Annotated in this window: 14 protein-coding genes; 7 read left to right on the top strand and 7 right to left on the bottom strand. The window is 72.1% G+C overall.

Annotation, left to right across the window (positions count from 1 at the left end; translation table 11 throughout):
• Window positions 1-7: 7 nt before the first annotated feature.
• Both ACFVU3_RS14010 and ACFVU3_RS14005 read right to left on the bottom strand, forming a co-directional pair.
• Window positions 8-745: an ATP-grasp domain-containing protein gene (locus ACFVU3_RS14010; RefSeq protein WP_390066274.1), complete on the bottom strand. Its 738-nt coding sequence runs from the start codon at window positions 743-745 to the stop codon at window positions 8-10.
• Between the two features lie 238 nt (window positions 746-983).
• Complete coding sequence (locus ACFVU3_RS14005) at window positions 984-2,195, bottom strand: MFS transporter (RefSeq protein ID WP_390066127.1); 1,212 nt, start codon at window positions 2,193-2,195, stop codon at window positions 984-986.
• Between the two features lie 55 nt (window positions 2,196-2,250).
• On the opposite strand from ACFVU3_RS14005, the gene ACFVU3_RS14000 reads away from it, so the two are divergent.
• On the top strand, window positions 2,251-2,994 hold the full coding sequence (locus ACFVU3_RS14000; RefSeq protein ID WP_390066126.1) for an AraC family transcriptional regulator: 744 nt from the start codon (window positions 2,251-2,253) through the stop codon (window positions 2,992-2,994).
• Window positions 2,995-3,140: 146 nt separating this feature from the next.
• Here the strand turns inward: ACFVU3_RS14000 and ACFVU3_RS13995 are convergent, their stop codons facing one another.
• Both ACFVU3_RS13995 and ACFVU3_RS13990 read right to left on the bottom strand, forming a co-directional pair.
• Window positions 3,141-4,499 carry a carotenoid oxygenase family protein gene (locus ACFVU3_RS13995; RefSeq protein WP_390066125.1) on the bottom strand — a complete coding sequence of 453 codons (1,359 nt, stop codon included), beginning with the start codon at window positions 4,497-4,499 and terminating at the stop codon, window positions 3,141-3,143.
• Window positions 4,496-5,149 (bottom strand): TetR/AcrR family transcriptional regulator, encoded by a 654-nt coding sequence (locus tag ACFVU3_RS13990; RefSeq protein ID WP_390066124.1) that lies wholly within the window; start codon window positions 5,147-5,149, stop codon window positions 4,496-4,498. The genes ACFVU3_RS13995 and ACFVU3_RS13990 overlap by 4 nt, the downstream gene beginning before the upstream one ends.
• Window positions 5,150-5,372: 223 nt before the next feature.
• Between ACFVU3_RS13990 and ACFVU3_RS13985 the strand changes: the two genes are divergently transcribed.
• Window positions 5,373-5,900, top strand: coding sequence for a DUF6584 family protein (locus tag ACFVU3_RS13985; RefSeq protein ID WP_390066123.1), 528 nt, complete (start codon window positions 5,373-5,375; stop codon window positions 5,898-5,900).
• An 86-nt stretch (window positions 5,901-5,986) separates the two neighbouring features.
• Here the strand turns inward: ACFVU3_RS13985 and ACFVU3_RS13980 are convergent, their stop codons facing one another.
• A complete protein-coding gene (locus ACFVU3_RS13980) occupies window positions 5,987-6,280 on the bottom strand; it encodes a hypothetical protein (RefSeq protein ID WP_390066122.1) in 294 nt (97 codons plus the stop codon).
• Window positions 6,281-6,619: 339 nt separating this feature from the next.
• On the opposite strand from ACFVU3_RS13980, the gene ACFVU3_RS13975 reads away from it, so the two are divergent.
• The 3 genes from ACFVU3_RS13975 (at window position 6,620) to ACFVU3_RS13965 (ending at window position 9,839) form a co-directional block, all read left to right on the top strand.
• Entirely contained in the window at window positions 6,620-8,194 is a 1,575-nt protein-coding gene (locus ACFVU3_RS13975; RefSeq protein WP_390066121.1) for an alpha/beta hydrolase, read from the top strand.
• Window positions 8,195-8,639: 445 nt separating this feature from the next.
• A complete protein-coding gene (locus ACFVU3_RS13970) occupies window positions 8,640-9,056 on the top strand; it encodes an STAS domain-containing protein (protein WP_390066120.1) in 417 nt (138 codons plus the stop codon).
• A 150-nt stretch (window positions 9,057-9,206) separates the two neighbouring features.
• Window positions 9,207-9,839 (top strand): DUF2461 family protein, encoded by a 633-nt coding sequence (locus tag ACFVU3_RS13965; protein ID WP_390066119.1) that lies wholly within the window; start codon window positions 9,207-9,209, stop codon window positions 9,837-9,839.
• 34 nt (window positions 9,840-9,873) lie between these two features.
• Here ACFVU3_RS13965 and ACFVU3_RS13960 read toward each other — a convergent pair whose 3' ends face one another.
• Window positions 9,874-10,308: a MerR family transcriptional regulator gene (locus ACFVU3_RS13960; RefSeq protein ID WP_390066118.1), complete on the bottom strand. Its 435-nt coding sequence runs from the start codon at window positions 10,306-10,308 to the stop codon at window positions 9,874-9,876.
• A 14-nt stretch (window positions 10,309-10,322) separates the two neighbouring features.
• Window positions 10,323-10,655: a hypothetical protein gene (locus ACFVU3_RS13955; RefSeq protein ID WP_390066273.1), complete on the bottom strand. Its 333-nt coding sequence runs from the start codon at window positions 10,653-10,655 to the stop codon at window positions 10,323-10,325.
• 460 nt (window positions 10,656-11,115) lie between these two features.
• On the opposite strand from ACFVU3_RS13955, the gene ACFVU3_RS13950 reads away from it, so the two are divergent.
• Window positions 11,116-13,188: an MMPL family transporter gene (locus ACFVU3_RS13950; RefSeq protein WP_390066117.1), complete on the top strand. Its 2,073-nt coding sequence runs from the start codon at window positions 11,116-11,118 to the stop codon at window positions 13,186-13,188.
• A 267-nt stretch (window positions 13,189-13,455) separates the two neighbouring features.
• The gene (locus ACFVU3_RS13945; RefSeq protein ID WP_390066116.1) at window positions 13,456-13,635 is read left to right on the top strand and encodes a DUF6480 family protein; all 180 of its coding nucleotides are present in this window, start codon (window positions 13,456-13,458) and stop codon (window positions 13,633-13,635) included.
• Window positions 13,636-13,829 lie beyond the last annotated feature (194 nt).

The following is a 13,829-nucleotide window of genomic DNA, read 5'->3' as shown; positions in this document are numbered from 1 at the left end:
GTGTGGATCAGTGGCGTTCGAATGCCAGGTCTCGCGGCCGTGCGTGCTCGCGTGGTCCTGCCGCCCGCAGGACCACGTCCAGCACCCGTGCCGGGTCGGCTGCGTAGGCATGCGAGAACCACGCCATGTTGGCCTCCACCACGGCCCACCGGTGGTCCGGACGGTAGGGGTCCAGCAGTTGCCCGACGTCCACGACGACGGCACTGGGCAGCGTGTGCCCGGCTGCGGTGGCCAGCCGGTCGGCGAACTCCGTGAGCTGTGCGGCGGTGGCCCGGTCCGCGCGGTCCGTACCGAGGGGGCGGGGGTCGAGCCGACCGAACACCGCGTACCGGCTCGCGGCGGCGATCAGGCCGTCCAGCAGGAACAGCCGGTACTCGGCCGCGAAGGTCACCACGTCGGACAACAGCACCGGCTCCGCCGGGTCCAGCGCGGACGACAGCCGGGAGCCGTCGGTGTAGACATCGGCCGGGAAGGACTTGTCACGGGGCGGCTTGACGAACGTCGGCCGGTCGATCGCCCACGCGTCCGCGACGGTCCCCGCCCTCACCTGGCGGCCGGTGAACTCTTCCGGCAGCTCGGCGAGCCAGCCGTCCGCTGGCTCCAGCAGCGCGAACCCGAGCCGGCCGGCCAGCCGCGCACCCGCGACCGGTCCGCCGTACCAGTACGCGGGACCTGTCAGGCCGGGCTCCTCCGCCGCCCTGACCGACATCCCACGGCCCGCCGCCTCGACGGCCAGCAGTTCCATCGTCGACGTGCGCCGCCCAGGCATGACCAGCACCGCGAACCCCTCCCCACTCCGCAAAACCCCCACGCTAGCCCCACCGCGTTGATCACCGCAGCCGAGAATCCCCGGCCGGAGACCCCAGGGCGGGCCGGGGAACGACGGCCACAGCTCACGATCCAGCGGAACCCGGCTCGGGCCAGGACCCCTTTGGCGGCATGTCCGCGGCGCACCTCCGCCCGTCCCTCGGGCCGCGGACCGCTCATCGGCCGGTGACCGTCTTCGCGTCGCTCGGCGCGGTGGGCGACGCGGGTGCGGGGGTGGCGAGGTGTGCGCCGGGGGCGGTGGGTTCGGCAAGGGTGCGGAGGAAGAGCCAGCTCAGGGCGGGCATGGCGATCAGGGGGGTGAGGGCCGTCTGGAGGTCGGTGGTGTCCGCCAGGTGTCCCAGCAGGGGACTGATGAGGCCGCCGACGCTGACGGTGAGGCCGAGGGTGACACCGCTGGCGGTGCCGACCCGGGAGGGGAGATAGTCCTGGCCGAGGGTGACCTGGAGCGAGAAGGGGACGTACAAGCAGGCAGAGGTGAGGGCCACGAAGAGGAACATGGCCATGCCCGGTGCGTAGATCACTCCGGTGACGGCGCCGACGGAGAGCAGGTAGGCCCAGCGCGAGACGCGGACGCGGTCGTAGCGGCCGGCCAGGGATCCGCCCAGGACCGAGCCGACGGCGCCGCCCAGGAACAGGAGGAACAGGGCGGCGGTGCCCGCGGTGGCGCTGCCCTGCATGCGCTGCTGGGCGTAGAGGGAGATGAAGGTGCTCAGTCCGGTGAACACGATGGAGCGGAAGACGACCGCCAGGGACAGCTTCACGAACGAGGCCACGTCGTCCGCGCCGCGGGGCACCGGCGTCGTGGAGGTGCCGGCACGGGGCCGGGCGAGCATCCGCAGGACGGGCACGCAGAGGGCGGCGCCCACGAGAGCGGGCAGGACGAGGACAGGTGTCCACCGCAGGGAGCCGTGTCCGATCGCGGCCGACACCATGAGCGGGGCGAGCGCGAAGCCGATGTTGCCGCCGAGGGAGAACCAGCCCATCGCGCTGTGACTGCCTTGGCTCGCCTGCCGGGCCACGCGGGCGGACTCCGGGTGGTAGGCGGCCACGCCGATGCCGGAGACGGCGACGAAGAACAGGGTGAGCCCGTAGGAACCGCTCAGGCCGCTGAGCGCGATGCCCACCCCTCCCAGCAGGGTGCTGACCGGCAGCAGCCACGGCATCGCCCACCGGTCGGTGAGCACCCCGAACACCGGCTGGGCCACCGACGACAGCAGGGACGCCGCCAGCACGAGGCCGGAGGCGACCGCGTAGGTGTAGTCGCGTTCGGCCACGAAGAACGGGATCAGCGCCGCGACGGCGCCCTGGTAGACGTCGACGCAGGCGTGCCCCACGGCCAGCAGCACGATCGATGTATTCCTTCGCATTCCACTCATGCTGGGAGAGGCGCCCGCCGTCGCGCTTTCGTTAGATTGCCAGGCGATGCAGAAAATCCGCCACACTCCTGTCGCGCCGACCCGGACCCAGCGCCTGGCGTCCGGCGGGGAGATCGACGCGCACCGCCATGACGACCACCAGATCGCCTACGCCAGCCGCGGCACCATCGCGGTGACCACCGACGCCGGCTCCTGGATCGCCCCCGCCACCCGCGCGCTCTGGATCCCCGCCGGCACCATCCACCAGCACCAGGCCCACGGCGAACTCGACCTCCACCTCGTCGGCCTGCCCACCACCGACAACCCCCTCGGTCTGGACGAACCAGCCGTCCTCGCCGTCAGCCCCCTCCTGCGCGAACTCATCGTCACCTACACCCGCGACCCCGACGACGACAGCCCGCCCCACCACCGCCTGCGTGCCGTCATGCTCGACCAGCTCGCCCTCTCCACCGAACGCCCCCTGCACCTGCCGGCCCCCACCGACCCCCTGCTCCGCGCACTGCACGACATCCTGCGCGCGGATCCGGCCGACAACCGCTCCCTGGGCGACCTCGGACGCCAGATCGGAGCCAGCGCCCGCACCCTCTCCCGCCGCCTCCATGACGACCTCGGGCTCACCTACCCCCGATGGCGCACCCAGATCAGGCTCCACCACGCCCTGATCCTCCTCGCGGACGACACCCCCGTCACCGCCGTCGCCCACCGCTGCGGCTGGTCGTCCGCCAGTACCTTCATCGACGTGTTCCGCCGCACCTTCGGCCACACCCCCGGCACCCGCCCCACCACCTGACCCGCCGATCCGACGCGACTCCCGGCCTGTGCCGTGCCAGGGAGCGGCCGGCACCACATCCCTCCGCCTCAAGGCCGGAGGCCCCGCGCTGCCGCCACGCCGGTCCCCTCCTCGGGACGGGGCCCGGCGCGCCGGACCCGGAGGCGTCATTCCGCTCCGGGCACCCAGTTGCCATGGAGTCCGAGCGGCACCCGCACGGGAAGGTGGATCCTGGCGACCGGCTCGCCCCCGAAGTCCTGTGCGGCGAGAATCACCAGGTCGGTCGCGCCTCGCGGCGGATCGAACACGTACGCCATCACGTACCCGTCGTCCTCCGCCGTCGGCGACTCCGCTGCGACGAACACGCCTTCGCCCACGGCCCCGTCCCGGCCGAACTCGTGTGCCTCGACGATCCCTCGCCTCAGGTCGTGCTTGAGCAGGGCGTTGCTGAAGCCTTCGTCAGGGCGGTCGTCGTCAGGGCCGGCGGGCGGGGCGTAGAGCTCGACAGCCGCTGTGTAGCCGTAGCGGTGAGGGAGACCACTGAAGAGGGGGTTGAGGCGGGGGAACTCCTGGATGCGGTCGTCGAGGCGTTCCTCCTTGACCGTCCCGGTCGCGAGGTCGATCGTCCATCGGTCGAGTGTGGGCCGGCTGGAGCCGATGTCCCGGAGGTCGATGCCGGCCGGGTGCCGGACGACGTCGACCACGAGCTCGTTCCCCCGCTCGTGGGCGTTGAGCGTATGGCCGACCAGGTGCGGCGCGAGCTCGAACCATCGCACCTCGCCGCCTTCACGGGGCATCACCCCGACCCGGGCGGCTCGACGCGCGTCCCAGGCGTACGGCACGCCCGTCACCAGATGCGCCGGGCTGAACACCACAGGCGAGTCGTAGAGCAGAACGAAATGCTCGGTCAGAGCGAAGTCGTGCATGTACGGGTTCCCGGGCACGTGCACGGTGGTGGTCCGCCGTACGGTGCCCGTGGCATCCATCACGATGTGCTGCACGTGCTCCGAGCCGTACAGGAAGGCGAGTGAGTGCAGCTCACCCCTGCGCGGGTCGAACAGCGAGTGCGCGTTGGCGCTGTACCCCTCCGGCGTGGCTCCCAGAGCACAGGGGCCGACCGTGTCCAGTTCGTAGGTGAGTTCGTAGGGAAGGATGCCGCCCTCGATGAGGGCGTACGTGCGGCCGTCGACGGCCGCGACCTGGACGTTCGGGGAGATGTCCGAGCGCTCGTCGACGGGTGTGCCGCGGCGTGGTTCGCCGAGCCGGTCGGCGACGGCGCCGGAGCGCACCCAGCGGTTGCGATACCACTCGGCACGCCCGTCGCGGATCCGGACGCCGTGCACCATGCCCGCACCGAGGGTCCATATGTGTGCGGCAGGGTCCTCGATGCCCAGCGGGTTGGGGCCGTTTCGCAGGTAGCGGCCGTCGAGGTGCGCCGGGATCCGCCCGGTGACGGGCAGGTCGTAGGCGGTGACCTCCTCGGTCACCGGGGCGAAGTTGCCTAACAGATAGCGATTGCGGGTCATGGTCTCGGCCTCTCCTGGGTGGGCGGTGGTTCGTCGGTGGACGGTGGTCGTGTGCTGAACGCTCGCCCCAGCGCGGCCAGCAACGCCTCGTAGCGTGGGCCGGCGTCGGCGGGGGCGAAGTGCCCGGCGAGTTCCAGGCTCACCGCGCCGTGCGCGGCCGCCCAGAAGAGCTTGGAGACCTCGTGGGCGTCACCGGGCTGGAGGACCCCGGCCGCCATGCACGCGTGCACAGCACTGACGGAGGCGTCGAACGCGGTTTCCGCGACGGCGAGGGCCTCCGCACTGGGCTGGAACTCGGCCACCGGCCGCTCGAACATCAGCCGGTAGTAGCCGGGTGCGGCAAGGGCACCCTCGCGGTAGACCCGCCCCAGCTCGATGAGATACGCCAAAGGGTCGTCCCCGCGAAGGACTTGTCCCTGCGCGCGGCGGAGCCGCATGAAGCCCTCTCGGTACAGCGCGTCGACCAGGCCCTCCTTTCCGCCGAACTTCGTGTACAGCACCTTGGTCGACGAGCCGACGTCGGTGGCGATCCTCCGCACGGTCAGAGCGGCCGGGCCTTCGGTGGCGAGCAGGTGGATGGCGCAGTCGAGGAAGGCGGCGCGAACGGCGTCCTGGCCGGCGCGCTGCGCCTCCTGGTAGGGCGAGCTCATGAGTAACAATGTAGCTGCAAGGAAACAGTGTTACCAGTCTTTCGTTGCGCTACCACGGACCGCAACGACGGCCGCCCCGGGACGATCACCCGCTGGATCCTGTGCTCCGCGCGGAGACCTCCGGATTCCGTCCCCTCCGCGGAGGGAACGCCGGCAAGAGTGAGCAAGGGGCAGGCGAACAACCAGGTCGACGCGGGGAAGTGCGGTACCCGATCATGTGTTCATGCCCCTGAGAGAGACCCTTGCCCGAATAGACGCGGACCTTGCCGCCGGCCGGATTCCCGTCGCGCGCCAGCGTCTGCGCGGTCTCGTCTCGTCCTTCCCGCGCGACCTGACGCTCCGCCGGCGACTGGCCGAGGTGTACCGGCTGTACGGCGATGCCGCCGAGGCCGGGCGCTGGATGTACCTCGAAGAGGACCGCGACACCGACGAGACCGCCGCCTTCGAGGCGAGGTACAGGTCCGCTGCCCGGCGGATGAAGGCTCTGGCCTGGCGCGGCACCGAGGCCGAGGCTGCCACCCCCTTCGCGGCGGCGCGCTTGGTCGCGGTGCGGACGGCCTGTGCGGGTCAGGTGGGGCACCCCGTCGACTGGGACGACCCCGAATCGTACGCGGACGGTCTGGAGGAGGACGAGGAGACGACGCCCGCTCCGTGGACGGTGCGCGACGTGCTGTCGGGCATCGGCTGCGTGGTGGGGGCGCTGATCGTGCTGGGATTCTGGGTGAACGGAGTCGTCGTCCTCTTCGACTGACTCAGGTCGCCCAGGGCAGCCGCTCGTGATCGCGAAAGCCTGTCTCTGCCGCGCCTGTTTCGGCTTCCTTCGCCGTACGAGCCCGGCTAGCCGGGCTGTTCCTGGGGCGCCGGAGTTCCCGGGCCGGCGCCCGGACGGTCGTCGCCCCGAGCATCAGCGTCCTCGTGCGGCTCGCCGGTGGTGCGGTCCTCGCCGGGTGTATCGGCGGTGCCGGACGCGTCCGACGCGTCGGCCCCGTCGTGCTCCTCGGTCCTGGGGCGCTCAGCTCCGGTGCCGCGGATGTCGGGTGCCTCCCGATCTGGCGGGGGCAGGTCGGGGGTGACGGCGTCCTGCGTCGCCGGGACGGGGTCGGGAAGCTCCGGCTCGGTGGTGCTGTCCATCGGATCCTCCTCGTTCGATGCCCCTCGGGTTACCCCATCGGCTGCCCTCTTCCGCGCCGCGCACTCCTGCGGCGGCGCACAGAGACGCCCGCCGCGGTCCGGGACTGTCCGCCCTGGTGGGGCGCCAGTCCGCCGGCGCGGGCGCCGGGAACGGCTCCCGGCGCGGTCCGGGGAGGGCGGAGGAGCGGCGGGCGCCTGGCCGTACGGAGCGGATCCCGCCCACGGGCACCAGGGAAGCGGAGACGGCTTGTACTGTGCGTTCATTCGATGATCGGACGATCACCCACACGGGCGTACGGGCGCGGGGCGGGGGTCCAGGGGCGGGAGCGCGGGGTTTAGATGAGGGACGCACATCCGATACGAAGCGGCAGACCGGGTCTCTCGGTCGGTGCGCGGATCATCGCCGTAATCGTCCTCGCCGTGATCGGGGCTGTCGGCGCCTGGCTCCAGCGCGATGGCTCCGGCTGGAGTGACGACCTGCCCGGCCGGAGCGCCGAGCCGCGTACGGAGTTCACCGCGCACAACCCGCCCGCCGGTCTGCCCCCCGCGCTCACCACCGGCCAGCGCCTCCACTGGTCCCGCTGCGCCTCGCCGCCCACCGCGCGCACGGGCTACGACTGCGCCACGATGAAGACCCCCCTCGACTACCGGAAACCCGGTGGCAGGACGATCGACGTCGCCCTGATCCGCCGTAAGGCCACCGGCCCGAACGGCCGGCGCATCGGCTCGCTCGTCCTCAACTTCGGCGGCCCCGGCGTATCCGGCGTGAGCGGACTGCCCCGATACCTCAACCAGTACGAGCCGCTCCTGGACCGCTACGACCTGGTCTCCTTCGACCCGCGCGGCGTCGGCGCGACCATCCCCGTGCGCTGCGGGAAGACCCCGGACGACACCGGCTACGACGGCGCCGACGCCTGCGCCGAGCACTCCGGGGCGCACCTCCCGTACATCGGCACCTCGCACACCGCGCGCGACCTCGACCTGATGCGCTACCTCCTCGGCGACGAGCGGCTGCACTACTTCGGCGTCTCGTACGGAACGGAGCTCGGCGCGGTCTACGCCCACCTGTACCCGTCGCACGTCGGACGTCTCGTCCTCGAAGCGTCCGTCGATCCGACCGAGGACCTCAACGAGGAACAGGCGTCGCAGGCCAGGGCGGTTCAGGCGGCGTTCGACCGCTTCGCCGCGCACTGCGCGGCCCGCATCCGCCACTGCCCGACCGGCGACGGGCCCGAGGAGGCGGCGCGACGCATGGCACGCCTGGCCGACCGCCTGGAGAAGAACCCCGCCCCGGCCGGCGGCGGACGGAGCCTGGACGCCGACGACCTCGCGTACGCCGTCAGCGACCATCTCGACCTCGGCACCGACGGCTGGCCGCCGCTCGCCAAGGCCCTCACCGCGCTGATCGACCGCAACGACGGCGGTCCACTGAGCGAAGGCGCGGACGACGCCGGATCCGCCGACCGCGCAGCGGCCCCGCGCGACAACAGCCGCGCCGCCCGGACCGCGATCACCTGCGCCGACTCCAGCCTGCGCCCCGGCTTCGAACGCCTCGACAGGGACAAGGCTCGCGTCAAGGCCGCCTCACCCGTCTTCGGCGCGGCCTGGTCCACGGGCGTCTACCTCTGTTACGGCTGGCCGTTCGACGGCGAGCGCGCCACACCCCAGGTGAACGCCGACGGCGCGGCCCCCGTCCTGGTGGTCGGCGGCACCGGCGACCCGACCACCCCGTATCCCGGCGCCCGCCACATGGCCCGGGCCCTGGGCGACGGTGTCGGTGTACTCCTGACGGCCGAGGAGGAGGGCCACGGCACATACCCGCAGAACCGCTGCGTGACCGAGGCGGTCGACACGTACCTCCGCACGGGTCGCACCCCGGCGGAGGGAACGGTATGCCCGGGCACCATGTCCTGAGGCCCGTACGGATCCACCGGGCGGCCGTCACCACAACGGTCCGTTCACAGGTGCCTGGATCGGGTAGATCAAAGGGGCCGTGGCCCTCCGGGTGAGGCTCGGACGCGGGGTGGGCGGCTCCGGCCCTCGGGGGTGCGGTCGCTGCCGGCGGTGGGGCTGCCTGGCGGAGGGACCGGATGAGAATTCCGCTCCCGCCGCGCCGTGCCGACCACGCCGCCTCCGCGGGACGCGCCGCCGAGGTGACGGCGGTGACCTCCGAAATGTGTGTGCTCCGGCTCGCGGGGGAGGGTGGGGAGCACCGGACCGATCCGGGTCACCGCCGACGACCCACCTTCCCGCCGGCGGCGATGTCGCCTCGACACCAGGCTCCGACGCCTGGGATCCCGCGGAGGCCAGCGGGAGCACACTGCCGGAGGGCCCGCCCCACGGATCGAGGCGCATCACCGTGACACCCGACCGACCCCAGCGCGACGGCCCCCGCACTCGCCTGTGCCTCGTCGACGGCGCACCCGCCTGGCGCCCGGCCCATGGCGACGCTCTCGTCCGCTACGCCCCTGCCGGCCGCCCGTCCACGGCCGTCCTGGTGCTGAGCGGCGAGTTCGACGCCGGTACCGTCCCCTGCCTGCGCGAGGCGCTCGACGCCGTACGCACCCCGCAGATCGAGCGCGTTCTGCTGGACCTGGCGGGAATACGTTTCGGCGACTCCGCGCTCGTCCACGAACTCACCGACACCCGGCTCCGGCCGCAGCGGCACATGCTGGTCGGCCCCCTCACCCGGCAGGTCGCCCGCCTGCTCGATCTCACCGGCAGCCGGCACGCGTTGGACGTCGCCTTCGACATCGCCCTCGACGGCGCCGCCTGACCGCCTCTCCGTGGTCCACCCCCCTCCGTGTGGTGGACCTGACGCCTGAGCGAGTCCCGCGTCCGGGCGGCCGGAGTGACGGCCGCCGCTCAGCACTCAGGGCCGTCTCGCTCCCGACGGCATGGTTCCCGGGTGAGCTAACCTGCGTGCATGCGCGCACAGTTCACCGGCTGGCCGGAGCAGGCCATGGACGTGTTGTGGCAGCTCCAGGGCGAGCCGACCCAGGCGACCCGCGAGCGCTGTCGCGCGGACCGGGAACGCCTGGTCCGGCAGCCGATGATCGACCTGCTCAACGCGGTCGCGGACACCGACCCCCGGTACGAGGACTTCTCCGTCTGGCACTACCGCACCAACTCCTGGTGGTGGCAGCACCAGAGCGCGGTGATCCGGCTCGGCCGCAAGGTCGAGATCGGTCTCCGGTTCTCCCTGGACGGCCTGCGGGTCCAGGGCGCCTGGTGGTACCCCGATCCCGGTCAGGTGGACATGTTCCGCAAGGCCGTGGCGTCCGAGGGGAGCGGCCGCGAACTGTCCGTCATCGTCGAGGACCTGCGGCGGAAGGGTTACGACATCTCCGGGGACGTCATGAAACGCCCCCCGCGCGGCTGTCCCACGGACCACCCCCGTACGGACCTGCTGCGCCACCGGTCGCTGATCGCCGCCCGGTCCCTCGGCTGTGACCAGTGGCTGCACACCTCCGAGGCGGTCGACCGGGTCCTCTCGGCCGCGGCGGACCTGGACGCCCTGATGATGTGGCTGGTCCGACACGTGAAGTCCGCAGTCTGACGTCAGGGTCTCGGGGACGCGAGGGCGCCGTCGGTCAGCGGCGGGGTCCGGTGTGGCGGTCCTCGTCGGCGAGCGCGGGGAACGGGATCGGACAGCAGGGGCTCGACGCGCAGACGGTCAGGTCGTCACAGCCCGCCTCGACCGCCGCGGTCAGGGCGGTGCGGATGGTGGTGAGGTCCGCGATCTTCGCCTCGATCTCGGCGATCTTCGCCTGTGCGCGGTCCTGGAGACCCGGCACCGGACGCCCGTGGCGGTGGCGGCCGGCCTCCAGGAGCTCGGCCACTTCCTCCAGGGTGAAACCGAGTCGCTGGGCGGCCTTGATCACCCACAGCTCCGTCACCGTGTCCTGCCCGTAGAGGCGGTGACCGCCGTTGCTGCGTTCCGGCTTCGGCAGCAGGCCACGCCGTTCGTAGTAGCGCAGGGTCTGCGCGTTCACCCCGGCCGCCTCGGCGACCTGCCCGCTGCGCATCGGGCCGTCGCCACTCACGCCGAGCCCCGGGCGGCGGCTGTGGCCACTGCGTGCAGGGCGTCCAGAACCGCCTCGTGCGCAGGGTCGACCCCGACCACCAGACGGACCTCGTCGGAGGTGGAGGTAAGGGTGAAGGTGAAGAACGAGCAGCAGCCGCTCTCCTGCGTCACCAGATCGCGCACCGAACGCTCCACGCCCTGACCGCCGTCCAGCACGAGCTCCAGCGTCAGCGGGTCGGGCCGGGCCGAACGGGTCAGCCGCTCGGCGAACAGCGCGTCGAACTCCGCGACCCGCAACGGCTGCGCGGGGGCGGGCAGCGTGCAGGACACCGGTACCCAGGCCGTCATCGTGACCACTTCCGTCCACACCCCCCGCCGGGACCGGCGGGGGCGACACCTTCAACGGTAGACCTGTACCCAGGTACCGGTTGCAACCTGTACCTGGGTACCGGTTGCGACCCGGCCTTTCCGGCCGGCCGCCGCACAGACTTCTCCCGTGGGTGAGCAAGAGACCGGTGGGGCCGGGACGGGGCACGGGTAGGAGCGACCCGCGGAGGTTCGGGGTCGTCCCGCGGCGGATGCTGGGCGAGAGGAACCGCCGCATTCCGGGACTTCGTGCCGGCGCTCCGCCGTGTCCTTCCTCCTCCGGATACGGCGGATGTGCTCCGGCTGCATCCGTTCGGTCCCGGCGCCTGGAAGCCAGCGTTGACGACGCGGGGATCCCGGCTGTCCAGGTCCTTCCGTCGCATGCTTCAATTCATCTCGATCATTGAGATTGTTGATAGTCGAGAGATGTTCGGGAGACCTCATGTCCGCATCCCTGCGGTGGGCGAGCAGACTGCTGCCGCTGCTGATGCTCGTCGTCTGGCTCGCTGTCGGAGGAGGACTCGGTCCGTTCGCCGGCAAGCTCGGCGAAGTGGCGACCAACGACCAGGCCGCCTTCCTGCCCCGCAGCGCGGAGTCGACCCAGGTACTGCAGGCGCAGGAGGCGTTCCGCCAGGAGGAGAGCCTGCCCGCCCTGATCGTGTGGACCGCTGAGGGCGGCGGCACCCTCGATCCGTCGGCACAGGGGGAGGCCACGAAGGCGCTCGCGTCGCTCCAGGGTGCGGAAGGCGTGATCGGCGCCCCCTCCCCGGCCATTCCGTCCTCGGACGGCGAGGCCCTGAGGGGAATCGTTCAGCTCCGTCCCGATCTGGACGATCAGCTGCCCGTGGTGCTCCAGGAGGTCGACGCCGCCGCCTCCACCGTGCCGGGCACCGTCACCTGGCTGGCAGGCCCCGCCGCCACCCAGGCGGACCTCGGCGACGCGTTCGCCGGTATCGACGGCCTGCTCCTCGTCGTCGCCCTCGTGACCGTCCTGGTCATCCTGCTCCTGGTCTACCGGAGCGTGCTGCTTCCGCTGATGATCATCATCGGTGCGGTCTTCGCCCTCGGCCTGGCCTGCGCCATCGTCTACGTCCTGGCCGACCACGACATCGTGCGGGTCGACGGCCAGGTGCAGGGCATCCTGTCCATCCTCGTCATCGGCGCGGCCACGGACTACGCCCTGCTGCTGGCCGCCCGCTACCGCGAGGAGCTCGGCGCGCGGAACGGGGACCGGATCCCGGCCATGCGAGCCGCGCTCCGGCAGTCCTTCGGGCCCATCGTGGCCAGCGCCGCCACGGTCGCGCTGGGCCTGCTCGCCCTGCTGTTCAGCGACCTGACGAACAACCGGGCCCTCGGCCCCGTCGGAGCCATCGGCATCGTGTGTGCCGTGCTCAGCGCGGTGACGTTCCTGCCCGCCGTCCTGGTGCTGCTCGGACGGGCCGCGTACTGGCCCGCCCGGCCCAAGGCGGCGACCGGCGACGAGGCCCACCCCGTCTGGCGCAAGGTCGCGGCGCTCGTCGACCGCGCGCCGCGCAAGGTCTGGGCCGGTTCTCTCGTGGCCCTGCTGGCCTGTGCGGCGTTCTCCTTCTCGCTCGACTCGAAGGGTGTCCCGCTCGACGAGATCTTCGTCAAGGACGCCCCCTCCGTCGCCGCCCAGGCGCGGCTCGGCGAGCACTTCCCGGGCGGTGCCGGCAATCCGGTCGTCGTCATCGCCGACGCTGCTTCCGCCGAGAAGGTGCGCGACGCCGCGGAGGGCGTCGACGGAGCGGACTCCGCGGCCGTGTACACCACCCCCGGGACCACGCGGCCGGTGGTCGCCGACGGGCGGGTCCGCATCGACGTCACGCTCGCGGACGCGGCCGACTCCGATGCCGCCAAGGACACCGTCGCCGCTCTGCGGAGCACCCTGCACGCCGTTCCCGGTGCCGACGCCCTCGTCGGGGGATACACCGCCCAGCAGTACGACACGCAGCTCACCGCGGAGCGGGACAGGAAGCTGATCATCCCGGTCGTGCTCGCCATCATCCTGGTGATCCTGGTCGGTCTGCTGCGCTCCCTGCTGCTGCCGCTGCTCCTGGTGGTCACGGTCGCGCTCAACTTCGTGGCCACCCTCGGAGTCTCCGCGCTGGTCTTCGAGCACGTCTTCGGGTTCACCGGTACCGATTCCGCCGTCCCCCTCTACGGCTTCGTCTTCCTCGTGGCCCTCGGCGTCGACTACAACATCTTCCTCATGTCGCGCGTGCGGGAGGAGACGGAGCTGCACGGCACACGAGAGGGCGTGCGCCGGGGACTGATCGCCACCGGCGGGGTCATCACCTCGGCCGGTGTCGTCCTCGCCGCCACGTTCGCCGCGCTGGGCGTCATCCCGCTCGCGTTCCTGGTGCAGATCGCCTTCATCGTCGCCTTCGGAGTCCTGCTCGACACGCTCGTGGTCCGGTCGCTCCTCGTACCGGCCCTGGTCCGGGACATCGGCCCGACGGTCTGGTGGCCGGGCAGGCTCCGCCACCGCCCCTGAGCCCGGAACCGGACAGGTCTCCCGTGGACCGCACGCGATGCGCGCCCTCCGCCCCTCCCCATGGGGCGAAGGGGGCGCATCGCGTGCCGCGTTCACGGACGGAGGCGACTCCATGCTCATGGGGATGTGACGCCTCCTCTCGATGCCGTACGGCGACTTCGCGGCATGGTTTCGACGCGCGATCGACGCACATGTCGGCGTCGGCCGAATAGGGGGACGCTGAAGCAGTGGCGGTTTCCGCGCCGTCCTGTTCCCGAAGGAGAAGCCATGACCGAGCCGCTCGTACCTCCCGAAGAGACCCCACCTGCCGAAGGCTCGATCTCGTCAGCCCATCAGGAGCGGGCTGACGGCGGGATCTGGGAGCACCCGATGGTCTGGGTCGGCCTGGTGGTCGTCGGCGCCCTCTTGATCGCGCTCCTCTTCCTCTTCCGTGTCGCGAGCCTCTGACGGTCCCGTGGACGTCGGCCGTCGCCCCACGGCAGCGCTGCGCGGTCACCGACAGGAGCGGCCGCCTTCCCGTCTCCTCACCGGTATCCGGCGGGGGGGGCCGCCGGCCCCGCGGCGGCGCCCCCCCCCCCCCCGGGACCCCCCAACCCCCCGGGGGCGGGCCCCGGGCCCCCCCCCCCCCCGCCCCACCCCCC

Origin of the sequence: Streptomyces sp. NPDC058052 (genome assembly GCF_042885515.1) — a bacterium.
GTDB lineage: Bacteria > Actinomycetota > Actinomycetes > Streptomycetales > Streptomycetaceae > Streptomyces.
This window is presented reverse-complemented; position numbering and strand designations above follow the sequence as displayed.

Bases quoted from the DNA above. Each gene is read 5' to 3' on its own strand.
- ACFVU3_RS13995 (WP_390066125.1), bottom strand. From the start codon at position 4,499: ATGACCCGCAATCGCTATCTGTTAGGCAACTTCGCCCCGGTGACCGAG.
- ACFVU3_RS13955 (WP_390066273.1), bottom strand. From the start codon at position 10,655: ATGACGGCCTGGGTACCGGTGTCCTGCACGCTGCCCGCCCCCGCGCAG.
- ACFVU3_RS13960 (WP_390066118.1), bottom strand. From the start codon at position 10,308: ATGCGCAGCGGGCAGGTCGCCGAGGCGGCCGGGGTGAACGCGCAGACC.
- ACFVU3_RS13990 (WP_390066124.1), bottom strand. From the start codon at position 5,149: ATGAGCTCGCCCTACCAGGAGGCGCAGCGCGCCGGCCAGGACGCCGTT.
- ACFVU3_RS13965 (WP_390066119.1), top strand. From the start codon at position 9,207: ATGCGCGCACAGTTCACCGGCTGGCCGGAGCAGGCCATGGACGTGTTG.
- ACFVU3_RS14000 (WP_390066126.1), top strand. From the start codon at position 2,251: ATGCAGAAAATCCGCCACACTCCTGTCGCGCCGACCCGGACCCAGCGC.
- ACFVU3_RS13975 (WP_390066121.1), top strand. From the start codon at position 6,620: ATGAGGGACGCACATCCGATACGAAGCGGCAGACCGGGTCTCTCGGTC.
- ACFVU3_RS14005 (WP_390066127.1), bottom strand. From the start codon at position 2,195: ATGCGAAGGAATACATCGATCGTGCTGCTGGCCGTGGGGCACGCCTGC.
- ACFVU3_RS13980 (WP_390066122.1), bottom strand. From the start codon at position 6,280: ATGGACAGCACCACCGAGCCGGAGCTTCCCGACCCCGTCCCGGCGACG.
- ACFVU3_RS13985 (WP_390066123.1), top strand. From the start codon at position 5,373: ATGCCCCTGAGAGAGACCCTTGCCCGAATAGACGCGGACCTTGCCGCC.
- ACFVU3_RS14010 (WP_390066274.1), bottom strand. From the start codon at position 745: ATGGAACTGCTGGCCGTCGAGGCGGCGGGCCGTGGGATGTCGGTCAGG.
- ACFVU3_RS13950 (WP_390066117.1), top strand. From the start codon at position 11,116: ATGTCCGCATCCCTGCGGTGGGCGAGCAGACTGCTGCCGCTGCTGATG.
- ACFVU3_RS13945 (WP_390066116.1), top strand. From the start codon at position 13,456: ATGACCGAGCCGCTCGTACCTCCCGAAGAGACCCCACCTGCCGAAGGC.